Below are 23,512 nucleotides of genomic sequence, written 5' to 3'. Positions count from 1 at the left end.
TCAGGCTATTCGGCGGTGCGAGCCGACGACGCGACTTCGCCCAACGTCGGCTGTCCTCCGCATCAGCGGATGAGACTTCGCAACTGCCGCGCCGCGACCGACAGCGTCGCGAGGTCGGCGGTACCGGACTCCTCGAGTTCCCGGAGCACACTGCGCACTCGGCTGAGCCGATTGGACTGGGACGACTCCCATTCCGCGATCTTCTCCGCGGAGCTCTCGTCCGGCTCGCTGACCTCGAGGATCTTGAGCGTCAGCGACCGCAGGGCTCCGTGCATGTCGTCGCGCAGCGCCAGGCGTGCGAGTGCGTGCCATCGATCGCCGTAGTCGAGATCCGACACCGCGGAGAGCAGGCCTTCGAGCCCGAAGTGCTCCATCACCGCGAAGTAGAGCTCACCCACCTCCTCGGTGTCGCGGTCGGCGATCTCGGCGGCATCGATGATGTCGAGCAGGCAGAACCGGTGGAGGCTGACCGCAACGGTGTGGGCGAGGTCCTCGGGCACACCCTGGTCGGCGTACGACGCGGCTCGTTCGGAGATGTCGAGCGCCGAACTCTGGCCGTACCAGCGGTCGGCGACCTCGCTCAGCTCGGCGATGCGACCGCTGTAGCGGGTGATCTCGGCGGCCATGGCCAGCGGCTGGGGCCGGTATGCGAGCAGCCAGCGGGATGCGCGGAACAGCAGCCGTCGCGCGTAGAGCATCATCTCGTCGATCGCCTGGGCCGGGGCCGGCGCGTGCCGGATGCGCTCGAAGACCTCGTTCATGCCGAAGACCTTGTTGGACACCACGTAGGCGCGCACGCCCTCCTCGGTGGAGCAGCTGCTGCCCTCGCTCAGCCGGAAGAGATGTGTCATGCCCGCGTGGTCGACGACGTCGTTGACGAGGGTCGTCGCCACGATCTGCCTTCGCAGGCGGTGCCCGCGGATCTCGTCGCCGTAACGATCACGCAGCGCCTCCGGGAAGTACCGCGCGATCCGCGGCGCGAAGACGTCGTTGTCCGGCAGGTCCGTGGCGAGCAGATCGGACTTGGACTCGAGCTTCACATGCGCCATGAGCGTGGCGAATTCGGGAGAGGTGAGTCCGCGGTTGAGCTCCCCGCCGACGCGTCTGCGCAACTCGCGCGGTTCCGGCAGCGCCTCCAGCCGGAGGTCGACTCCTCGCTTGTCCCTGAGGTGTTCGAGCATCCGGGCATGGACCTCGACGCGCGTCAGCTCGAAGGACCGGCAGAATCCGAGTTCGGAGTTCTGCGAGATGTTGTCGGCCAGAACGAGATCCGCGACATCGTCGGTCATCGATTCGAGCAACGGGTCACGATCGGCGGCGTCGAGTCCGCCCGACGACACCGCCGCGTCGAGCAGGATCTTGATGTTGACCTCGTGATCGGAGCAGTCCACGCCCGCCGAGTTGTCCAGGGCGTCGGTGTTGATGCGGCCGCCGGACAGGTCGAACTCGATGCGTCCGCGCTCGGTGACACCGAGGTTGCCGCCCTCCCCGATCACCTTGGCCCGCACCTCGTTGCCATCGACGCGGATCGCGTCGTTGGACTTGTCGCCCACGCTCGCATGGGATTCGGTGGACGCCTTGACGTAGGTGCCGATGCCGCCGTTCCAGAGCAGGTCGACCGGAGCGAGCAGAATGGCCCGGATGAGATCGGGCGGCGACAGTTCGTCCACACCGTCGGAGATGCCCAGTGCGCCGGCCATCTCCGGGCTGATCGGGATCGACTTGCGGTCGCGGGCCCACACTCCGCCGCCGGCCGAGATCAACTCGGCGTCGTAGTCCTCCCACGACGACCGGGGCAGATCGAACAGCCGTCGACGCTCGCCGAAAGACGGCTCGGCTTGTGGGTCGGGGTCGACGAAGATGTGCCGGTGGTCGAAGGCGGCGACGAGGCGGATGTGTTCGCTGAGCAGCATCCCGTTCCCGAACACGTCGCCGCTCATGTCGCCGATCCCGACGACGGTGAAGTCCTGCGACTGGGTGTCGGTGCCCATCTCACGGAAGTGTCGCTTCACCGACTCCCACGCCCCGCGGGCGGTGATGCCCATCGCCTTGTGGTCATAACCGGCCGACCCGCCCGACGCGAACGCATCGCCCAGCCAGTACCCGTAGGACGTCGACACCTCGTTGGCGATGTCGGAGAACGAGGCGGTCCCCTTGTCGGCCGCGACGACCAGGTACGTGTCGTCGGCGTCGAGCCGTACGACGCCGGGGGCGGGGATCACCTCGCCGGTGGTCAGATCGATGTTGTCGGTCACATCGAGCAGCCCGGCGATGAACTGCCGGTAGCAGGCGATCCCCTCCTCCCGTTGAGCGTCCCGGTCGCGCGTGCTCTCACCGGTCGGCTGCGGGGGACGCTTCACCACGAAACCGCCCTTGGCACCGAGGGGTACGATCACCGCGTTCTTCACCGCCTGGGCCTTGGCCAGGCCGAGGACCTCGGTCCGGAAGTCCTCGCGACGATCCGACCAGCGCAACCCGCCGCGCGCCACCGAACCGAAACGCAGATGCACTCCCTCGACGCGCGGGGAGTAGACGAAGATCTCATGCAGCGGACGGGGTTTCGGCGTCTGCGGGATGTCGCGGGGTCGGAGTTTGAACGAGATCACCGGTCGGTGTGCGTCACCGTCACCGGGGACGAAGTAGTTGGTCCGCGATGTCGCGTTGATGACGGATGCGAAGGCGGAGACGATCCGATCGGCGTCGAGGCTCAGGACGAGCCCGATCTCCTCGGTCAGTGTGTCGCGCAGTTCTTCTCGACGTTCCTCGTCGGCTCCGTCCGGGTCGAAGGAGGCCACGAAGAGGTCCACGAGTCCGCGCGTGATGGCGAGGTGGGCACCCAGCACGCTCGCGACGTGGGCGGGGCTGTAGGAGAACCCGCACTGACGCAGATACTGCCCGTAGGCCCGCAGCATCGCCGCCGACCGCCAGTCCAGGCCGCATCGGATGATCAGTTCGTTGTAGGCGTCGACGTCGGCCCCGCCCTGCCAGATCTGACGGAACGCCTCGGTGAAACGCTCCTCGAGATCGTCGATGTGATCGTGGTCGACCGTCATCCCGGCGGTGAGATCCACGCTGAACTCATAGGCCCAGCACACCGTCGAGTCCGCACGGTGGATCTCGTACGGGTGCTCCTCGAGGACGTCGAGACCGAGGCTGTGCAGCACCGGGAGCACGTCGGTCAGGGTCGCCGACGCGCCGCACAGATAGAGCGTGAACTTCCAGCTCTTCTGCGCCGCTTCGGATTCGACGCCGTCCGGGGCGTCGAGGGTGACCGCGATGTCGCCGGGCGAGAGCCCGACCACCCTGGCCAGATCGTCGAGGGCGTCGCGCGGATCCCGCAGTTCCTTGTAGTCGTCGGACAGGGACGACAACTGACGCAGCAGGATGTCGGCCCCGCCGTCGACCCCGGCCGACTCTTCCTCCGCGGCGAGTTCGCGGACGCGTTCGTCCCAGCCGCGGATGGCTGCGGCCAGGGCCGCCTGCATACGGGCATGCGCCGGGGACCCGGTGTCGACCGAGCCGAGTTCGGCCGCGGTCGACGGGTCGATGCACACCAGCACTTGCAGGAGCGCAAGGGGCATCTCACTCACGCGCGCCGTGTATTCCAGTGCGTGGCCGTCCAATTCGTCGACGAGCGCCTTCTCCAGCGCGAGCCGGGTTGCGGTGTTGTACCGGTCGCGCGGCAGATAGATCAGCGCCACCGCGGTCCGACCGTCGTAGTTGGTGCGGAGGAACAGACGTAGTGAACGGGTCGAAACCGCATCGAGCATCTCGGTGACACGGCGTTCCAGTTCGTCGTCGGTGGAGGCGAACATCTCGACGAGCGGGTAGTTCTGCAGCAGCTCGATCATCGACTGGCCGGCGAACGAGTCCTCGTCGACACCCGCCCGTGTGAGCACGTCGTGGACCTTGGTTCGCAGTACGGGGACGTCGAGGACCGCCTGATGGACGCCCGCGGAGGTGAGCGTGCCGAGGAACCGGTGCTCGCCGTCGTGACCGCCGTCATCGTCGAACGCCGGAACCTGCAGCAGAACCGGGAAGTTGGAGCGCTGGATGCCCGTGGCGACGAAGACCCGGCTGGCCCGTGGCAGCAGCGGGCGGTCGGTCACCGACGGGAAGTCGCGCGTGATGGAGTCGGTGCGCCAGACACCACGACGTGCACTGGTGTCCTCCGTGCCGTCCGCCGACATCCTCGCGTATCCGAGTGGGTGGAAATGGTTGCCCGCGAACCACTCCAGCAGCTCGGCGTACTCGTGCCGCTCGGTGTCGGAGACTCCGGACGCGTCGGGCGGCGGCGTCGTCGACAGGCCGGTCGCGCATTCGCTCAGCTGCGCGCGCATCCGTGGCGCGTCGGCGTCGACATCGGCGACGCGCGAGATGACGTCGAACAGTTCGGTACGGAGAGGCTCGATGCCGGAGCCGGGATGGGCGGCGAGTCCGCGGACGAGAATCCACGACTCCCAGTCCGCGTCGGCGGTGTCGTCGATCGCCTCGAGAGTGCCGTCGGCGTCTCGCCGGACCGGCACCACCGGATGGTCCATCCGGTCGATGGTCAGGTCGTGGCCCTCGACCGTGGCCAGGACCGCTTCGACCAGCATCGGCATGTCGTCGTTCACGACGACGATCTCGACCCCGCCGCGGTCGTCTTCGGTGGCCTCGACGAGGGCGCGTCCCGGTGTGCGGGTCCGGACGACGTCGAGGTGTCGAACGACCCGGTCGGCGACCGCCTCGGCAGCCGACCCGTCGGTCCGCGACTTGAAGTAGTGGTTCACCGCGTCCGGCACGAGTGACGTCACATCTGCCGATGCTAGTCACCCGTGCCGGACGGGGGCGGGATTAATCGCGAGTGAGTTTGCGGTGGGTGACCCGGTGGGGGCGGGCGGCGTCGGCGCCGAGGCGGTCGACCTTGTTGGCCTCGTAGGCCTCGAAGTTGCCCTCGAACCAGAACCACTGCCCTTCTTCGACGTTGCCCTCCCACGCGAGGATGTGGGTACAGGTCCGGTCGAGGAACCAGCGGTCGTGGCTGATCACCACGGCGCAGCCGGGGAAGTTCTCGAGCGCGTTCTCCAGAGAGCCCAGGGTCTCGACGTCCAGGTCGTTGGTCGGCTCGTCGAGCAGGATCAGGTTGCCGCCCTCTTTCAGGGTCAGCGCCAGGTTCAGGCGGTTGCGCTCACCACCGGAGAGGACCTCGGCCTTCTTCTGCTGGTCCGGCCCCTTGAAGCCGAACGCGCTCACGTATGCACGCGAGGGCATCTCGTTCTGGCCGACCTCGATGTAGTCGAGACCGTCCGACACGACCTCCCACACGTTCTTCTTGGGGTCGATGTTGGCGCGGCTCTGGTCGACGTAGCTCAGTTTGACCGTCTCGCCGACCTTGACGTTGCCCGAATCGGGCTCCTCGAGCCCGACGATCGTCTTGAACAGCGTGGTCTTGCCGACGCCGTTGGGACCGATCACACCGACGATGCCGTTACGCGGCAGAGTGAAGGAGAGGTCCTTGATCAGGACACGGCCGTCGAATCCCTTGTCGAGGTGGCTGACCTCCACCACCACGTCGCCCAGGCGCGGCGGGGTCGGGATCTGGATCTCCTCGAAGTCGAGCTTGCGCGTCTTCTCGGCCTCGGCGACCATCTCCTCGTATCGGGACAGTCGCGCCTTGTTCTTGGTCTGGCGGGCCTTGGAACCCGACCGCACCCAGGCGAGCTCCTCTTTCAGGCGACGCTGCAGCTTCTGGTCCTTCTTGCCCTGGACCTCGAGACGCTCGGCCTTCTTCTCCAGGTAGGTGGAGTAGTTGCCCTCGTAGGGGTGCAGCTTGCCGCGGTCGACCTCACAGATCCACTGCGCGACGTGGTCGAGGAAGTACCGGTCGTGGGTCACGGCCAGCACGGCGCCCGGGTAGGTCGCCAGGAACTGCTCGAGCCACAGCACGCTCTCGGCGTCGAGGTGGTTGGTCGGCTCGTCGAGCAGCAGGAGGTCGGGCTTCTGCAGGAGGAGCTTGCACAGTGCGACGCGACGGCGCTCACCACCGGAGAGGTGGGTCACCGGGGAATCCGCGGGCGGGCAGCGCAGCGCGTCCATCGCCTGCTCGAGCTGTGAGTCGAGGTCCCAGGCGTCGTTGTTGTCCAGGTCTTCCTGGAGCTTGCCCATCTCCTCCATCAACTCGTCGGAGTAGTCGGTGGCGAGCAGTTCGGCGATCTCGTTGAAGCGGTCGAGCTTCACCTTGATCTCGCCCATCCCCTCCTCGACGTTCTCCTTGACCGTCTTCTCCTCGTTGAGGGGCGGCTCCTGCAGCAGGATGCCGACAGTCGCATCGGGGTCGAGGAAGGCCTCACCGTTCGACGGCTGGTCGAGGCCGGCCATGATCTTCAGGATCGACGACTTACCCGCGCCGTTGGGACCCACGACACCGATCTTGGCGCCCGGGTAGAAGGACATGGTGACGTCGTCGAGGATGACCTTGTCGCCGTGCGCCTTGCGCACCTTTTTCATGGTGTAGATGAACTCAGCCACGTAGAACTCCTTCGGACTGCTCGTTGCCGGTGATTGTCAGCCGCGGACGCGGGGGGTGCGCGCCTGTGCACACACACATGGAATCCAGCCTAGTCGCCGCCGGATGCCGGTCGACGGTCCGGTGCGCTTGGACGCAGGACCGGTGTGGACGGCCCGTTCTCGGGTTGGCGCGCGGGTCAGGAGGTTTGCCGGGACAATGTCGTGGGGACAAGAAGGGGGCTGGGCGAGGCGGCCGTGCCGGTGCACGGTGGCGAGGCGACGGGAGTGGTCGATGGGTGTGGCACCCGGATGGACCATCGTGATGGTGGTCCTGGGAGTGCTCGGCTCCTCGCTGGGCGTCGCCGCCTGTTCCCCGACACCGCGCGAGTGCCCGTCGACCATCACCCCGCTGCACGAGCCGGCCGGACCCTGTCTGCGGTTCGGCGTCAGCACCCCCAGCGGTCCGCTGGCCCCCGCCGAATTGGCGACCGTGACCGAGGTGACCGGGGTCCGGCCCACCGTCAACATGTTCTTCGCGGACTTCACCGCGATCCCGCCCATCGCCGCGCTCGATGCGGTCGTCGCGGAAGGGGCCGAGCCGATCGTCACCTGGGAGCCGTGGCGTCATCTCGGCGGCGACGACTACGACCGTGGTGCGTTCTCGATGTCGTCGATCGTCGCGGGGACGCACGACGACTACCTGTATCGCTGGGCCGACGAGCTCGCCGCCTGGGGTTCGGTGGTGTACCTCCGCTTCGCCCACGAACCCAATGGCGACTGGTACCCGTGGAGCCCGGCGGGTGGCACGTCGCCGGAGCTCTATGTCGCGGCGTGGCGCCACGTGCACGATCTGTTCGCGTCGAAGAACGCGGCGAACGTGAAGTGGGTGTGGGCGCCCAACGTCCCGCTCGCCGACGACGCTCCCCTGTCCCGCTGGTATCCCGGTGACGGTTACGTCGACGTCCTCGGCATCGACGGTTACAACTGGGGATCGGTCCCGGGCCACCGATGGACGTCGCCCGAGGACCTCTTCGGGCCCTCGTTCGGACAGCTCCGTAACTTGTCGTCGCGCACACCGATACTCGTCACAGAGGTCGGATCCGCCGAGGAAGGCGGGTCCAAGGCCGAGTGGATCGCGGACCTGGTCGCCTACCTCGACGGCGCCGAGAACGTCACCGGCTTCGTCTGGTTCGACCACGACAAAGAAGCGGACTGGGGTCTGCGGAGCACGGCGGCAGCCGGGGCAGCGATGGCCCGCGCCCTCGAGGAAGCAGGACTGCGATGACGGGAGCAGGCATGACCGTGACGGACGCCCACATCGACCCGGAGATCGAGGAGGCGCGACTGCACGCGGTGGAGCAGCTGCATCTGCTCGACTCCCCTCCCGAAGATCGCTTCGCCCAGATCACCCGGATGGCGAAAGCCGTGTTCGGCGTGCCGATGTCGACGGTGTCGTTGCTCGACCGCGACCGCCAGTGGTTCAAGGCGGTCGATGGCATCGAGCTCGAGGATCTCCCGCGCGAGCAGACGGTCTGCCAGGTGACCGTCGCGCGCGCCTACGACCATCCCGAGGACCCGGCCCTCATCATCCGCGACGTGTCGAAGGTCCCCGCCTTCGCCGCCATTCCCCAGATCGCTGCCGACGACGGCATCCGGTTCTACGCCGGGTATCCGCTGTACGGTCCGGGCGGTCACCCCGTGGGGACGTTCTGCCTCTACGACACGCAACCGCGCGAGCTCACCACCGACCAGCAGGCCGCGTTCCGTGAGCTCGCCGCCTGGGCACAGCGCGAGATCGAGAACTCCGACGACCTCGAACGCGCAGCGCTCGTGCAGCGCCGACTGTTGCCGCCTCCCCTCGGCGTCGTTCCCGGTTACTCCATCGCGGCGATGTGCCTTCCCGCTTACGCCGTCGGCGGGGACTTCTACGACCATTACCGATGGCGGCACGGCCTCGTGTTCACCGTCGCCGATGTGATGGGCAAGGGTCTCGGCGCGGCCATCCTGACCGCAACCGTCCGCTCCGCTGTGCGTGCCGCGTCTCGCGCGATGGACTCGGGCCGGCGCGACTCGAGCGGTACCGACGACCTGGGTGAGGTGGTCACGGCGGTCGCCGATCAGCTCGCCGATGACTTCGCCGGCACCGAGACGTTCGCGACCGCTTTCCACGCGCGGCTGCGCACCGATGACGGGCGCATCGACTATGTGGATGCCGGTCACGGACTGTCGGTGGTGCGGCGGAACAGCGGAGCGGTGGAACCGGTCACCAGCGGCGGTCTGCCCATCGGCATCCTGCCCCACGAGACGTGGGAGTCGGCGACGATCGACCTCGCGCCCGGCGACATGCTGGTGATCAGCTCCGACGGGCTTCTCGATCTCCTGCCCGACGGCGACGACGCGGCGCTTCGCGCGGCGTTCGAGGAGACCGCGACTCCGGCCGACGTGTGTTCGATGGTGAGCGATCTGGTCTCGGCACTGACACCCATCGACGATGTGACGGTCGTGGCGATCCGGCGAGACGGGTCCGGATGAGCGAGAGCGCCGACACCGCCTCCCTCACCCGCACCGCGCCGTCCCCCTGGCTGCGGGCGCTCATCGTCGTCGCCGCTGCCCTGGGCATCAACTACATCGTCTGGCGATGGCTGGTGTCGGTGAACTGGCACGCCTGGTGGATCGCGGTGCCGCTCGTCGTCGCCGAGACCTACAGTCTCATCGATTCGCTGCTGTTCGGTCTCACCATGTGGCGACTGCAGCACCGGCCCGAACCTCCCGCACCTCCCGAGGGCGCCACGGTCGATGTGTTCATCACCACCTACAACGAACCGATGGAACTCGTGATGACGACCGCCCTTGCCGCGAAGGCCATCACGTACCCGCACACGACGTGGATCCTCGACGACGGTGATCGTCCCGAGCTGGCCGAGGCCGCCGCGAAGGCCGGCATCGACTACTTGACCCGGTCGTCGAACTGGCTCGACAAACCCCGACATGCCAAGGCGGGCAACCTCAACAACGCCTTGATGCACACCGATGGTGAGTTCATCCTGATCCTCGACGCCGACCAGATCCCCGAACCGCAGATCCTCGATCGCACCCTCGGGTACTTCCACGACGAGAAGATGGCCCTCGTCCAGACCCCGCAGTACTTCGTCAACGTCCCGCCGTCGGACCCGCTCGGCAGTCAGGCGCCGCTCTTCTACGGGCCGATCCAGCAGGGCAAGGACGGCTGGAACGCCGCGTTCTTCTGCGGCTCCAATGCGGTGCTTCGTCGCGAGGCACTCATGCAGTTGGGCATCACCCAGTACGTCGGCGCGGTACACGACGGGATCGATCGCGCCCTGCGCACCGCACGTTCGGTCCTGAAGACGACGCGCAAACAGGTGGGACGCGGCAATCCCGTCGCGTCGGCGGCGCTCGACGCGGTCGACGAGGCGGTCCGGGATGCGCGGACAGAGCTGAAGAAGCGAGAACCCCTCGCCGACATCACCTACCGATTCCAGCAACGAGTCGACTCCGCGGCTCGCGGGCTCGTCGAGGCAGACGTGTCGGCGATGCGCGCCGATCTGGAGGCGATCGAGGCTCTCACCGAGTTGAGCGAACAGGAGCCCGGGGCGGGGTCGCTCGACTACGACGCGCTCGCCGTGCTCGCCGATCGAGAGTGGTCGCCGTTGGGTGCGATCGAATCGATCCGGGCCATGGTGGCCGCGGTCGACGTCGGCAGAACCGATGAGGCCCAACCCATGCTGCCGCTCGCGACCATCTCCGTGACCGAGGACATGGCCACCTGCATGCGGTTGCACGCGCTGGGCTGGAACTCCGCGTACCACCACGAGAACCTGGCCTACGGACTCGCACCGGAAGACCTGAAAACCATGGTGACGCAACGGTTGCGATGGGCACAGGGCACCATTCAGGTGATGTTGCGGGAGAACCCGCTTGTCCAGAAGGGCCTCACCGTCACCCAACGGCTCATGTACTGGGCGACGATGTGGAGCTACCTGGCCGGCTTCGCAGCGATTGCCTTCATCGCCGCGCCGATCGTCTATCTGGTCCTCGGAATACTTCCGGTGCAGGCCTACAGCTGGGACTTCTTCATCCGCCTCATCCCGTTCCTGGTCGTCAATCAGCTGCTGTTCCTGGTGGTGGCACGCGGGACGCCGACCTGGCGCGGGCAGCAGTACAGCCTCGCGCTCTTTCCCGTGTGGATCAAGGCCTGTACCACCGCCTTTCGCAACGTGTACATGAACCGGCCGCTGGGTTTCGCGGTCACACCGAAGACCAAACAGTCCCAGGATGCGTTGCCCTGGCACATCGTTCGGCCTCAGCTGATCGCCATGGCGCTGCTCGTGATCGCGTCGGTGATCGGCATCGTGCAATTGTGGCGGGGCGCCATCTCTGTTCTCGGGGTGGGCGTCAACCTGTTCTGGGTACTGTTCGACCTGGTGATCCTGAGCGTTGTCATCACCGCGGTGCGGTACCGCGGTCCCGACGAGGAGAGGCAATGATGGCGAAATTCGCGACCCGCAGCGTCGACGGCGGTGCGGTGGTGGTCAGGCCCGAGGGGCGGCTCAACATGGTTGCTGCACCGCGGTTACGGGACCAGTTACACGAACTGGTCGGTGCCGGGTCGGCGCGGATCGTCGTCGACCTGTCCGGCACCGACTTCATCGATTCGTCAGGGCTGGGAGCCCTCGTGTCCGGCCTGAAGGTGGCCCGCCAGGCGGGCGGAGACCTGCGGATCGCCGCTCCTACCCAGCAGGTGGTGACCGTACTCGAGCTCACCAACCTCAATCGCGTTCTGCGGGTGCACACTTCCCCCGACACCGCGTTCGACGGGGCCTGACGGCCCCGCCGGTGACCCCACCGACACGACCGAGGAGTCGGCGATGACAGAGAACACCGCGACCCGCGCCCTCGAGGAGATCACCTCCCCCGAGACGATGGAGCACATCCACGCCCTGCTCGCCGACCTCCTCGCCGAGTGTCCGATCGATGACATGGACGCGATGCAGTTCGAGCTCGCCATGGCCGAGATCGGCGCCAACGTCGTCGAGCATGCCGACAACGGCGGAGCCCTCACGCTGCGCCTCGAACTCGAGGTGTCCCCGGACCGGATCGAGGCTCGGTACTCCGACGACGGGAACCCCGCACGCATCGATCTCGACGCCGTGCGACTGCCCGACGGGCTGGCCGAACGGGGTCGCGGTCTGGCCATCGCGATCAACGTTCTCGACGAACTCGCCTACCGCCGCGCCGACGGTCGAAATCACTGGCGACTGGTCCGCAACCGGTCGGCCTGACGGTCCCCGGCTCGCCGGCCGAACGCTGACCGCTCCTTCACGCGGCTGATCGCCGCCCCTCGGTGGACCCGGCGACAGCCGGCGCGTCGGCCGCACGGCCGTTCGCCGGGGTGCCGCGATAGTCGACGACACATCGGCTGAGGTCGAGTCCGACCGCCACCGCGGTCATCTCGAGGTCGGACCGGCGTGACCCGTCGGCCGACGGATACTCGTTGGTCTTGATCTGACCGTGCGCGATCACGGGTCGGCCCTTGGCGATGGCCGCGCCCACGCCGGTCAGCAGGCGTCGCCAGCAGCTCACGGTGAGGTAGAGCGTCGGGCCGTCCGACCACTCGCCGGTGGCCTTGTCGATGCGGCGCGAGGTACATGCCACCCGGAACGAGATCACGTCCTCGCCGGTCGTCGTCTGGCGCCGGCGCGGGTCGGACACCACGGTGCCGATGACGGTCGTGTACGTCTCAAACATGGTCGTCTCCTACAGATGTCGGCCACGGGAAGGTGTGGCCGCATCAGCATCACCCGCCGTCGTGCCTGTGATCGCGATCGACGTCTGGCTGTGGAGAACGCCGGGGTTTACCCACAGATCGCCGACGCATCGTGCGGCTGCGGCCATAGACTCGCCGAATGCGGATGCGAGTGATGCTGACCGGTCTGATTGCCGCGGCCACGATGGTGATGGCCGCGCCCGTCTCGGAGGCGGCGCCGGTCTCGGCACCACCGTTGACGGGCCTGACCGATGCGCTGGCGGGCAGACTCGCGCTGGCCGACACGGTGGCCGCGACGAAGTGGGCGTCCGGCGCGGCCATCGATGATCCGGCCCGCGAGCAGGTCGTCCTCGACACGGTGTCGCAGCTGGCCGTCGAGCGTGACCTCGACCCCGCCTACGTCCGCAGTGTGTTCCGTGACCAGATCGAGGCGAGCAAGACGGTCCAGCGCGGCCTGTTCGCGCAGTGGCAGCTGCCGGGACAGACGGCCCCACCGGCGACCGAGGATCTCGGTCCGGTACGGACGGCGATCAACGAGTACAACGTGGCGATCGTCGACCAACTGGCCGCTGCACGCGGCATCGTGACGAGCCTTCGGTGCCCGCCGGAACTGGTCGCCTCGACCAGCCAGACGCTGGCCGATGTCGGGTTCGATGCCTTGCACGTCGCCGGTCTGCTCCAGGCCGAGTCGTCGGTCTGCCAGGTCGGCGCGGGCTCCAGCTGAGGACGGGCCGGTCAACCGCGCTTGTTGAGTTCCTTCAGCATCTCGTTGTACCTGCCGAGGTCGGCGTCGTGGTCGCGGACGGCGTTGCGGTCATAGCGTCGCGCCTGCCGGGTATCGCTGCGCTGCCACTGTACGAACAGCGCGAGCAAGACCACCACCAGCGGGATCTCGCCTGCGGCCCAGGCGATTCCACCACCGACGCGCTGGTCGTCGAACAGGTCGTAATTCCACGGGAGATTGAGCCCGCGGTAATACGTCTCGGCGATGACTGCGGTGGTCATCATGAGCGCGATGCCGAAGAACGCGTGGAACGGTATCGAGGCCATCACGATGCCGAGCTTCGCCACCGGTGACACCTGACGCGGAGCCGGGTCGATGCCGATCACCAGCCAGTAGAAGAGGTAACCGCTGATGAGGAAGTGAAGGTTCATCAGCAGGTGCGCCGCGTGGTACTGGACCACGGCCTCGTACAGACCGCCCAGGTAGAGAACGTAGAAGCTGCCGACGAACATGACCGCGGCGATCAGCGGGTGGGTCAGGATGCGCGACGGCGCCGAATGCACACCCAGCTGAATCCACTCGCGCGGGCCCGGTGGATTGCCCCGGCCCGCGGGCGGCAGCGCACGCAACGCCAGCGTCACCGGGCCGCCGAGCACCAGCAGTACCGGCACCATCATCGACATGAGCATGTGCGCGATCATGTGGATGCTGAACATCGCCGGCGCATAGCGGCCGAATCCCGACGAGGTCGCCAGGAGCAGCAGCAGACAACCGAGAACCCACGCCACGGTACGGCCGACCGGCCAGGCGTCGCCCCGGCGCTTCAGTCGGATGACGCCGCGCAGATACACGACGGCGAGGACGATGGCGGCGAGACCGAAGATCAGATCGAAGCGCCACTCGGTGAGAAGGCGGACGAACGTCGGCGGTCCGTCGAGGTCGTACCCGATCGCGTTCTCGGTCGCCGAGATCTCTGCGGTGTCGACAAGGGGCGGCGGAGTACGGCTCAGACCGACGGCGAGCCCGAAGGTCGCCGCGAACACCGCCAACTCGACCAGACCGAACCTGACGAACAGCGACGGCTTGGCGTCGGAATCCAGCTGCGCGATCGTCACCCGGCGATGCCACGCCCCGAGCCCGCCGAGGACGACGAGGGCGACCACCTTCGCCACGACGAGTCGGCCGTAGGTGTCGGTGAACAGGTCACTCAGGGGCACGCGGACCATCGCGTTGACCACGCCGCTGACACCGACGACCAGGATGCACCAGAACGCCACCCGGGAGAATCGTCGAACCGCGAGGGTTCGCCAGTGTCCGGAGGCGAGCGCGTACACCAGGACGGCGCTGAGGCCGCCGAGCCAGAGGGCCGCACCGATGATGTGCAGGATGAGGCTGTTGGTGGCGATGTCGTGATTGCCACCCGACGACGAGTGCCCGGCGAGCGCCGAGGGCATCAGGCTGAAGATCGAGAAGGCGATGACCGCGATCGTGGGACCCCAGTGCAGGGTCGACCTCGCGATGATGGCCGCGACCAGCGCGAACATCGCCGTCCAGAACCAGGTGCGCACCTCGGCGACCTGCCCGTAGGCGGTCAGCAGGTTGGCGGGTTGGATGGCCTGCGACAGTGTCGACCCGCTCACCTCCGACGCCGACAGCGGCATCAGGAACAGGGCACAGACCGACCACGTCAGCGCACTCGCCGCCGCGATCCGGATGGCGCGGTAGCCACCGACGTCGAGGACGCCGCTCGCCTGGGGCGGCACGAAGAAGGCCGCGAACACCGCCGAGCCGAGCGCGAGCGCGGCAGCGAACTCACCGATGGCGGTCAGGGCGGGGAGACCATAGGTGGTGAGTGCGCCCGGGTCGGGCACCCCGGTCAGCTTCAGCGCCGACGCCGCCGAGATCGCGGTGACGGCGACGGCGACGATCGCGGCGAGCCAACCGGATGCCCAGAGGATCGCGGTGACGACGCCGCGCGGTTCGTTCATCGCGTCGCGATGCTGCTCCGCGGGGGCGGGCGTCGACGTGCGGGTCATCCCTCAACTGTAGGACCGGCAGCTGACACGATCCCAATTCGTCCTGGTGTGGGGTGGTCTGTGTCTCTCCCCGGGGCGCCGTCCCGCCCGTGTGTCGACGTCCCTCGCCGCGGCCGCGGGCCGAACCGCGCGCCGAATCGAGGTCGCACGCGACCTCGTTCCGTCCATGCGACCTCGATCGAGGTCGCATCACCGGAGTGAGGTCGCATGCGACCTCATCCCGACCCGGGCGGACCGGAGCCATGCGGTTCTGCGGGATGCCGCCGAGCATGTCGTAGACTCCATGTGCCCGACGCCACGTGGCATGCCACACGCGCCGGTCAGCCTCCGTAGCTCAGGTGGATAGAGCAAGGGCCTTCTAATCCCTAGGTCGCAGGTTCGAGTCCTGCCGGGGGCACCCACGTGTCCGCCACAGATGCCCGCCGGCATTCCCGGCGCGGCCGGTCGACCGCCCGTCGCGAACCGTGCGCGGCGACTCGGGGTGAGTGCACAACGGATCGGGAACCGACGAGTGCACGCCGTGCGTCATAGTCCTGCCCCACACATCGGTGGGTCGCGACTCTCTGGAGGATCATGACGCTCCCCCGCTCGCTGTCCGGATTCCCGCCGCTGTCCGTCGGCCCACCCGGCCGATGGAATCGAACCGGTTCGGAGACTTCGTTGTTCGGCATCGACCGTGATGAGGTCCAGTCGATCGCACGCACCTGGCAGGCCTCCGGGATCGCCGTGCATGCCACGGATGTCGAGGCCATCGGCGCGGTGGTCGGTCCGTCGAGTCGGGTCGCGCAAGCACTGTCCGCGACGGTCGGTCCCGCACGCCTTGCGGTTGACTCGATCGGTGAGCGCCTGACCTCGATGGGCGAGATGTTGCGGACGTTCGACTCCGCATCCGCAGCCGCCGACGCCCGCTCGGGCGCGAGCTTTCGAGCACTCGAGGAACGCTGATGCGGCCGACGCTTCCCGAACTGCGGCAATGGCATCCGCAGTCCTTCGCCGATGCCGGTATCGCCGCAACGGACTCCGCCGCCGCGATCGACACCGGTGTGAACGGCTCGGTACGTGCGTTCGAGCTCGCCGAGTCGTGGCGGGGCGTGACGTATACGGCCGCGCGACAACGTCTCTCGCAAGAGCAGGATCATGCCGGGGAGGTGCGCAACGTCCTGCAGATGATCGCCGACGAGGCGTGCGACGCAGGCGCCGACCTCTCGCATGCCCGTGACCTCGTGTTGCGCATCGTCGATGCGGCCAGATGGTCGGGGTTCGCCGTCCACGACGACGGCACGGTCACCCACACCGATGCCGATCGGATGCGACAGGCAGCTGACATCGAGGGGGCCATCTCCCATGCACTGGCCGCGGTCGACACACTCGACGAGCGATATGGCGGACGCCTCGAGGCGTGCGCCGCCGACCTGGAGTCGATGATCGCGGGTCAGCCCGAGGTATCGCTGCCGCATGGCGGACAACTGGATTCCGATGAGGCCGTCCGCATGCTCGAGACACTCACCCCCGCCCAGATCCGCGACGTCGTCGAGCGCATGGCACCCGCCGAGGTACGACTCCTGGTCCAGGCGAATCCACATGTCATGGGGAATCTGCCCGGCGTTCCGTTCGACGTCCGCGGCCAGGCCAACGAGATCAACATCCGCAACGCTCTCGGTGACGAGGTCCGTTCCGGACGAGGCGGCGGCCGCCGGGCACAGACTCTCCGGGGACTCCTCGAACCGGCAACCGGCGTCGAACTCCGCAGCGGCATGGTCGAACGCCGGTTCATCACGTTCGTGAACACCCCGAAGGGACGGATCGTCGAGATGATCGGGACCCTGCGGCCCGGCACCCGCAACACGGCGACCTATGTGCCCGGGACCGGTACCGACCTCGACTCAGTGGTCGGTCGAAACCGAACCGCCGCAATGGAGTTGGCGCGGCAGACGGGCGGTCCGGTGTTCCTCTACGTCGACGGTGACCTGCCCGCCGACCTCGTCGCCGCCGCGAGTCCCGGTTTTGCCGCGGCGATGGCACCGCGCCTCGCACTCTTCGGATCCGAACTCGGGGCCGAGATCGATCGACACTCCCCCGGCGCGACAACGACGTTCGTCGGTCATTCGTACGGCGGCTCGGTTGTCGGAACGGCCGAACAACTCGGCCTGGCGCCCGACCGGGTGATCTACGCGTCGTCGGCCGGCACCGGGATCCACGACACACCGCATCCCGGTGGTGTCGACCGGTACTCGCTCACCTTCCCCGGTGACCCCATCCACTATGTGCAGTCCCTCCCCGGGAACCCCCATGGCCACGATCCCGACACCGCGCCCGGCGTGATCAGGCTGGACACCGGCACAGTCGACGTAGATGGACGCACAGTCGACAGGGGTCTCGTCACCCATGGCGCCTACTGGCACGACCCGGACTCGACGGCGTTCCAGAACATGGTGAAGGTCATCATCGGCGCGGAGCCCGACGTGTACGTGCCACGTGCACCGGATGTGCCCACGCTGCCCCCACCACTGGGGGCGCCCCCACCCGTGTGGTGGCTCTATCTCCTCAACGACCGCGCCGACGGCGACATCGACCTTCCGGGGCCACTCCCCGACATACCGCTACGGCTGCGATGAGGGCGGTTCCGGACGATCCGGCTCGCCGCCGATGTCGAGTGTCCCGCGCCACCGACCGATCGCGTGCATGGAGTGATAGATGACCAAGGCCGCCACGGAACCCAGCGAGATACCTGCGAAGACGAGATCACCGACGCGCCAACTGTAGTCGGCGATGCCGATGATGAGCGGAATGGCCGCGGTGAACTGGTTGATCGGTTTGGAGAAGTCGACTCTGTTGTTGACCCAGATCTGCACGCCGATGATGCCGACCAGACCGTAGAGCGCGGTGGTCACACCGCCGAGCACACCGTCCGGGATCGCCGCGATGACTGCTCCGACCTTCGGTGACAGACCCAGGAGGATCGCCGCGCCACCCGCGACCCAGTACGCCGCCGTCGAGTACACCTTGGTCGCCGACATCACGCCGATGTTCTCGGCGTAGGTTGTCGTCGCAGAACCGCCGCCGCTGCCGGCCAGCATGGTTGCCAGACCGTCGGCGGCCAGCGCACGGCCCATGCTGTCGTCGTAGTCCCGGCCCGTCATGATCGCCACGGACTTCACGTGACCGATGTTTTCGACGACGAGCACCAGCACCACCGGGAGGAACAGGGGCAGCACCCCCAGATCGAAGGTCGGTGTCTGGAAATCGGGCAGCCCGATCCACGCCGCGTCGCCGATCTTCGAGGTGTCGATGAAGTCGTTGTTCTCGTCGAGCCAGTCGAGGACCAGAGCGAGGACGTACCCGACGACGACGCTGAGGAAGATCGCGAGGCGTCCCAGGAGCCCGCGGAACAGTACTGCGGAGGCGACGAGCAGGACCAGGACGACAGTGGCCAGAACCGGGTCCTTGACGAAGTTGTCTTTGGCGACCGGGGCCAGGTTCAGGCCGATCAGGGCGACGATGGCGCCGGTCACGACCGGCGGCATGAGCGTCTCGATCCATCGCACCCCGGCGAAATGACTGATGAGTCCGATGATCACGAGGAGTGCACCCACCGCAACGAGACCACCCAGCGCCGACGATGCGCCGTCGGAGGCGACGGCAGCGGTCACGGGCGCGATGATCGCGAAGCTCGATCCGAGATAGCTCGGTAGCCGGTTACGCGTGATCAGCAAGAACAGCAGGGTGCCGATGCCGGAGAAGAACAGCGTCGTCGACGGTGGGAAGCCGGTCAGCACCGGCACGAGGAAGGTCGCGCCGAACATGGCGACCACGTGCTGGAGTCCGATGGTCACCGTGCGCGGCCAGGTCAACCGCTCCTCCGGTGCCACCACGGTGTTCTCGGTCAGCGTCCATGACAGCAGGCTCTGGGACCTCGTCCCCGGTTCGTTCATGCGGAACAGTCTGCGGCACGGGGCCTCACGTCGCCTCACTTCGGTGCGCGCTCGTCGCTGCGGCACGTGCGCAGGAAGCAACCGTTATGCAACTAGGCTCATATACACCTTGTTGCATAGTGCACTGTTGCAGTGTTAGCTTGCTCGCATGGCGCTGGAGCATGCGATTCTGGTGTCGCTCGCCGAGCGGCCCGGGACGGGTTACGAGATCGGTCAGCAGTTCGACCGGACCATCGGCTACTTCTGGTCGGCGACCCACCAGCAGATCTACCGAACCCTGAAGAAGCTCCTCGACGACGAGCTGGTGAGCGTCGAGTCGATCAGCCAGGACGGCCGCCCGGACAAGAAGGTCTACACGATCTCCGATACCGGCCGCGATGCCCTGGCCGAATGGGCGATGAGCCCGACCCCGCTGCAACCCCTGCGCAGCGACATCGGGGTCAAATTGCGGGCCGCGGAGTTCGGCGACCTCGCCGCCATCATCGGCGAACTGAAGGCACACCGCGACGAGCATCTCGCACAACTCAAGCTGTACACCGGATTCCAGGCCGACTACTACCCCGAGCCCGACACACTGACCGGTCGCAAACTCCACCAATATCTCGTCCTCAGAGGCGGCATCCGCCAGGAGCAGGGGTTCATCGAGTGGGTCGACGAGGTCATCCCCGCACTCGAACGCGAACTCTCCGAACTCTGAATCCACCTCTCGCACAACGTGATCAGCATCTAGTACCGATTTCCGCCGAACCGAACCCCACGAACCGATCCACCGAGACGAAAGGTCGCGCCATGTCAGCCCACACGGCACAGCCCAACCCGAACTATCCGCATCTGTTCATGCCCTTGCAGATCGGCGGCATGACCATCGAAAACCGTCTGATCATGGGCTCCATGCACACGGGTCTCGAGGATCGCTTCTGGGACACCGACAAGCTGGCCGCCTACTTCGCCGAACGCGCGAAAGGTGGTGCGGGCCTGATCATCACCGGCGGATTCGGTACGAGCCGGACCGGCCTGCTCGCGTTCGCCGGCGGCAAGATGACCAACGCCTTCGACATGACCCGTCACAAGCGCGTGACGAAGGCCGTCCACGACGAGGGCGGCAAGATCGCGATGCAGCTGATCCACGCGGGCCGCTACGGGTACACGCCGTTCAAGGTCGCGCCGGGTACCGATCCGTCGCCGATCCACCCGTTCAAACACCTCCGGATGACCGAGCCGATCATCCGGCACGTCATCAAGTCCTTCGGACGATCCGCCAAACTGGCGCGCAAGGCCGGTTACGACGCCATCGAGATCATGGGCGGCGAGGGCTATCTCATCAACCAGTTCCTGTGCCCGCACACCAACGACCGCACCGACAAGTGGGGCGGCAGCACCGAGAACCGTCAGCGTTTCCTGGTCGAGGTCATCAAGGAGATCCGCCGCCAGGTACCCCGCGACTACCCGGTCATCCTGCGTCAGTCCATCGCCGACCTGATCCGCAAGGGGCAGACCTGGGACGAGGTCGCGCTCATGGCCCGCAAGGCCGAGCAGTACGGCGTCGACGCGATCAACACCGACATCGGCTGGCACGAGGCGCAGGTCCCCACCATCGTCACCTCGGTCCCCCGCGGCGCGTTCGTGAAGTTCACCGAACGTCTCCGTGACGAGGTCTCGATCCCGCTGATCGCCGCCAACCGCATCAACACCGCCGAGCTCGGCGAGGAGATCCTGGCGAACGGTCGCGTCGACGCCATCCAGATGGCACGCCCGTTCCTCGCCGATCCGCACCTGGCGAACAAGGCGCGCGAGGGACGTGCCGACGAGATCAACACCTGCATCGGCTGCAACCAGGCGTGCCTGGACCACGCGTTCGTCGGCAAGCACGTGTCCTGCCTGGTGAACCCGCGGGCCGGCCGTGAGACCACCCTGGTGCTCGGGCCGACGCGAAAGGCCAAGCGCGTGGCCGTGATCGGCGCCGGACCGGCGGGCCTCTCGGCCGCGGTCGCCGGGGCGCAGCGCGGGCACAAGGTCACCCTGTTCGAGGGTGGTGACTCCATCGGAGGCCAGTTCTCCATCGCGTCTCGCATCCCGGGCAAAGAGGAGTTCAAGGAGACGATCCGGTACTTCACCCGGCAGATCGAGGTGCTCGGCATCGAGGTGCGGCTCAACACCCGCGCCGACGCCGACACGATCATCGCCGAGAAGTACGACGACGTCATCGTCGCCACCGGTGTCGTCCCGCGCATCCCGGTCTTCCCGGGCGTCGACCACCCGATGGTCATGTCGTACGCCGACGCCGTGCTCGGTCACCGCGAGATCGGCAAGCGCGTCGCCGTCATCGGTGCAGGCGGAATCGGCTTCGACGTCAGCGAGTTCCTCACGACCGATGAGTCCCCGACCCTGAACCTCAAAGAGTGGGAACAGGAATGGGGAGTGACCGAGGACCCGGAGAAGCCCGGCTTCGTCACCAAGCCCCGGCCCCTCCCACCCGTTCGCCAGGTCTACATGGTCCAGCGCAAGGCCGGCAAGCAGGGCAAATCCCTCGGCAAGACGACCGGTTGGGTCCACCGCGCCACCATGAAGATGAAGGGCGTCGAGCAGATCACCGGGGCCACCTACGACAAGGTCGACGACCAGGGTCTGCATCTGAGCTTCCGCGACGACGAGGGCAACGTGACCGAGACCCGCGTCCTCGAGGTCGACAACGTGGTGATCTGCGCGGGACAGGAATCGGTGCGCGATCTCATCGATCCGTTGACCCTCGCCGGCGTGACGACGCATGTGATCGGCGGCGCGGATTACGCGGGCGAACTCGACGCCAAGCGCGCCATCCGTCAGGGCACCGAAGTCGCGGCCGGGATCAACTGAGCGTCGTCAGGGGTTGAGACGGCGGCGGTTACCATGGCGACATGCCGGTACCGCCGCCCTCAGCCAACGCCCGCGCAGTCGTCACCGGCGCGTCGTCCGGGATCGGACGCGAGCTCGCGCGAGCACTGGCCGCCCGGGGTCATTCGGTCATCCTGGTGGCCCGCCGCGGTGAGCTCCTCGAAGAATTGGCCGGGGAACTGCGAGGCAGGCACAGCGTCTCCGTAGAGGTGCGTGCCGTCGACCTGTCCGACCCGTCGAAGGTCGAGGTCCTCGCCGCGGAGTTCGCCGGCCGCGAGATCTCCATCCTCTGCAACAACGCCGGCATAGCGACCTTCGGTGCGGTCGCCGACCTCGACGCCGACTACGAACGCGCGCAGGTCCGGTTGAACGTCAACGCCGTTCACGACCTCACCCTGGCGGTCCTGCCGCAGATGGTCGAGCGGGGTTCGGGCGGAATCCTGATGGTCGGGTCGGCGGCCGGGAACATGCCCATCCCCAACAACGCCACCTACGCCGCGTCCAAGGCGTTCGTGAACTCCTTCAGCGAATCGCTGCGCGGCGAGGTGTCGAGCCGGGGCGTGCACGTCACCCTGCTGGCGCCGGGGCCGGTCCGCACACACACCCCGAGCCCGGACGAGGCGTCCATCGTGGACAAGGTGGTCCCCGACTTCCTGTGGCACTCGTCGCAGAAGGTCGCGCAGATGAGTCTGGATGCGATGGCGCACAACAAGATGCGAGTCGTGCCCGGAACCCTGTCCAAGGCGATGTCGGTGGCGGGCGGTTACACCCCGCGCGGCGTCGTCGCACCCATCGTCGGCGGTTTCTACAAGAAGTTCAGCACGGAGTAGACGAACGCCCCGGGTTGGCTAAGGTTGTCGCGTGCAGGACAAACTGGTGTGGATCGATTGCGAGATGACCGGACTCCGACTCGAGTCGGACAAACTCATCGAGATCGCGGCCCTCGTGACCGACGGCGACCTCAACATCCTGGGTGAGGGCGTCGACGTCGTCATCCATGCCGACGACGAGGCGCTGGCGGCGATGCCGGACGTGGTGACCAAGATGCATGCGGCGTCCGGACTCACCGAGGAGGTGCGCGCCTCCACCGTCACCCTCGCCGAAGCCGAGAAGTTGGTCCTCGACTACATCCGCAAGCATGTGACCACCGCGGGCGCGGTGCCTCTCGCGGGCAACTCCATCGCGACCGACCGTGGATTCATCACACGGGACATGCCCGAGCTCGACGCGTACCTGCACTACCGCATGGTCGACGTCAGCTCGATCAAGGAGCTGTGCCGCCGCTGGTACCCGCGTGTCTACTTCGGCCAGCCCGAGAAGGGCCTGGCGCACCGCGCACTCGCCGACATCCGGGAGTCCATCCGGGAGTTGCGCTACTACCGTGCAGCAGCCTTCGTCCCTGCTCCCGGGCCCGACACCGACGCATTGGCCCAGATCGTCACGGATCTCGGACCTGCCTGAACACGCTGGTCGGTAACCGATTGGAGTTCTGCGGCACCGACCCGCTAGAGTATTGATGGCTCTGAGGCCCGGCGCACACGCCAGGTTTCCGACGCCGATGGTGGATGTAGTTCAGTTGGTAGAGCACCAGGTTGTGATCCTGGCTGTCGCGGGTTCGAGTCCCGTCATCCACCCCGACGAAGCCCCGTCTGCGACTCGCAGGCGGGGCTTTTCG

Annotated in this window: 17 protein-coding genes and 2 tRNA genes; 14 read left to right on the top strand and 5 right to left on the bottom strand. The window is 67.1% G+C overall.

Annotated features, from left to right (window positions below):
* Positions 1 to 62: 62 nt before the first annotated feature.
* Together MAY35_RS02380 and ettA are read right to left on the bottom strand one after the other, a co-directional pair.
* On the bottom strand, positions 63 to 4,796 hold the full coding sequence (locus tag MAY35_RS02380; RefSeq protein WP_238419037.1) for an NAD-glutamate dehydrogenase: 4,734 nt from the start codon (positions 4,794 to 4,796) through the stop codon (positions 63 to 65).
* A gap of 40 nt (positions 4,797 to 4,836) precedes the next feature.
* Positions 4,837 to 6,510: an energy-dependent translational throttle protein EttA gene (gene ettA, locus MAY35_RS02375; RefSeq protein WP_238419036.1), complete on the bottom strand. Its 1,674-nt coding sequence runs from the start codon at positions 6,508 to 6,510 to the stop codon at positions 4,837 to 4,839.
* A 271-nt stretch (positions 6,511 to 6,781) separates the two neighbouring features.
* Here ettA and MAY35_RS02370 point away from each other — a divergent pair, with 271 nt between their 5' ends.
* The 5 genes from MAY35_RS02370 to MAY35_RS02350 are packed head-to-tail and all read left to right on the top strand — an operon-like array spanning position 6,782 to position 11,789.
* On the top strand, positions 6,782 to 7,774 hold the full coding sequence (locus MAY35_RS02370; protein ID WP_238419035.1) for a glycoside hydrolase family 26 protein: 993 nt from the start codon (positions 6,782 to 6,784) through the stop codon (positions 7,772 to 7,774).
* 11 nt (positions 7,775 to 7,785) lie between these two features.
* Complete coding sequence (locus MAY35_RS02365; protein ID WP_238419034.1) at positions 7,786 to 9,021, top strand: PP2C family protein-serine/threonine phosphatase; 1,236 nt, start codon at positions 7,786 to 7,788, stop codon at positions 9,019 to 9,021.
* Positions 9,018 to 10,994, top strand: a complete 1,977-nt coding sequence (locus MAY35_RS02360; protein WP_238419033.1) for a glycosyltransferase family 2 protein — start codon at positions 9,018 to 9,020, stop codon at positions 10,992 to 10,994. The genes MAY35_RS02365 and MAY35_RS02360 overlap by 4 nt, the downstream gene beginning before the upstream one ends.
* Positions 10,994 to 11,332 carry an STAS domain-containing protein gene (locus MAY35_RS02355; RefSeq protein ID WP_238419341.1) on the top strand — a complete coding sequence of 113 codons (339 nt, stop codon included), beginning with the start codon at positions 10,994 to 10,996 and terminating at the stop codon, positions 11,330 to 11,332. The genes MAY35_RS02360 and MAY35_RS02355 overlap by 1 nt, the downstream gene beginning before the upstream one ends.
* 43 nt (positions 11,333 to 11,375) lie before the next feature.
* Positions 11,376 to 11,789, top strand: coding sequence for an ATP-binding protein (locus MAY35_RS02350; RefSeq protein WP_238419032.1), 414 nt, complete (start codon positions 11,376 to 11,378; stop codon positions 11,787 to 11,789).
* A 37-nt stretch (positions 11,790 to 11,826) separates the two neighbouring features.
* Here the strand turns inward: MAY35_RS02350 and MAY35_RS02345 are convergent, their stop codons facing one another.
* A complete protein-coding gene (locus tag MAY35_RS02345; RefSeq protein WP_238419031.1) occupies positions 11,827 to 12,255 on the bottom strand; it encodes a single-stranded DNA-binding protein in 429 nt (142 codons plus the stop codon).
* A 158-nt stretch (positions 12,256 to 12,413) separates the two neighbouring features.
* Here MAY35_RS02345 and MAY35_RS02340 point away from each other — a divergent pair, with 158 nt between their 5' ends.
* The gene (locus MAY35_RS02340; protein ID WP_238419030.1) at positions 12,414 to 12,998 is read left to right on the top strand and encodes a chorismate mutase; all 585 of its coding nucleotides are present in this window, start codon (positions 12,414 to 12,416) and stop codon (positions 12,996 to 12,998) included.
* An 11-nt stretch (positions 12,999 to 13,009) separates the two neighbouring features.
* Here the strand turns inward: MAY35_RS02340 and MAY35_RS02335 are convergent, their stop codons facing one another.
* Positions 13,010 to 15,034: a cytochrome c oxidase assembly protein gene (locus MAY35_RS02335; RefSeq protein WP_238419029.1), complete on the bottom strand. Its 2,025-nt coding sequence runs from the start codon at positions 15,032 to 15,034 to the stop codon at positions 13,010 to 13,012.
* 323 nt (positions 15,035 to 15,357) lie between these two features.
* Between MAY35_RS02335 and MAY35_RS02330 the strand changes: the two genes are divergently transcribed.
* The 3 genes from MAY35_RS02330 (at position 15,358) to MAY35_RS02320 (ending at position 17,649) form a co-directional block, all read left to right on the top strand.
* Positions 15,358 to 15,431: transfer RNA gene (locus MAY35_RS02330), tRNA-Arg, on the top strand.
* 176 nt (positions 15,432 to 15,607) lie between these two features.
* Positions 15,608 to 15,979 (top strand): hypothetical protein, encoded by a 372-nt coding sequence (locus MAY35_RS02325; protein WP_238419028.1) that lies wholly within the window; start codon positions 15,608 to 15,610, stop codon positions 15,977 to 15,979.
* A complete protein-coding gene (locus MAY35_RS02320; RefSeq protein ID WP_238419027.1) occupies positions 15,979 to 17,649 on the top strand; it encodes a hypothetical protein in 1,671 nt (556 codons plus the stop codon). Before MAY35_RS02325 ends, MAY35_RS02320 begins: the two co-directional genes overlap by 1 nt.
* On the opposite strand, the gene MAY35_RS02315 is transcribed toward MAY35_RS02320, so the two are convergent.
* Entirely contained in the window at positions 17,635 to 18,966 is a 1,332-nt protein-coding gene (locus MAY35_RS02315; RefSeq protein ID WP_238419026.1) for a uracil-xanthine permease family protein, read from the bottom strand. The genes MAY35_RS02320 and MAY35_RS02315 overlap by 15 nt on opposite strands.
* A 148-nt stretch (positions 18,967 to 19,114) precedes the next feature.
* On the opposite strand from MAY35_RS02315, the gene MAY35_RS02310 reads away from it, so the two are divergent.
* The 5 genes from MAY35_RS02310 (at position 19,115) to MAY35_RS02290 (ending at position 23,471) form a co-directional block, all read left to right on the top strand.
* Positions 19,115 to 19,663 carry a PadR family transcriptional regulator gene (locus MAY35_RS02310; protein ID WP_238419025.1) on the top strand — a complete coding sequence of 183 codons (549 nt, stop codon included), beginning with the start codon at positions 19,115 to 19,117 and terminating at the stop codon, positions 19,661 to 19,663.
* Between the two features lie 92 nt (positions 19,664 to 19,755).
* A complete protein-coding gene (locus MAY35_RS02305) occupies positions 19,756 to 21,819 on the top strand; it encodes an NADPH-dependent 2,4-dienoyl-CoA reductase (RefSeq protein WP_238419024.1) in 2,064 nt (687 codons plus the stop codon).
* 41 nt (positions 21,820 to 21,860) lie between these two features.
* A complete protein-coding gene (gene cmrA, locus MAY35_RS02300) occupies positions 21,861 to 22,667 on the top strand; it encodes a mycolate reductase (protein WP_238419023.1) in 807 nt (268 codons plus the stop codon).
* Positions 22,668 to 22,698: 31 nt separating this feature from the next.
* Positions 22,699 to 23,298: an oligoribonuclease gene (orn, locus tag MAY35_RS02295; RefSeq protein WP_238419022.1), complete on the top strand. Its 600-nt coding sequence runs from the start codon at positions 22,699 to 22,701 to the stop codon at positions 23,296 to 23,298.
* 100 nt (positions 23,299 to 23,398) lie between these two features.
* Positions 23,399 to 23,471 (top strand) — tRNA-His (locus MAY35_RS02290).
* The last annotated feature ends 41 nt before the right edge of the window (positions 23,472 to 23,512 follow it).

The organism is Gordonia sp. 'Campus' (assembly GCF_022206305.1).
Lineage (GTDB): Bacteria > Actinomycetota > Actinomycetes > Mycobacteriales > Mycobacteriaceae > Gordonia.
This window is presented reverse-complemented; position numbering and strand designations above follow the sequence as displayed.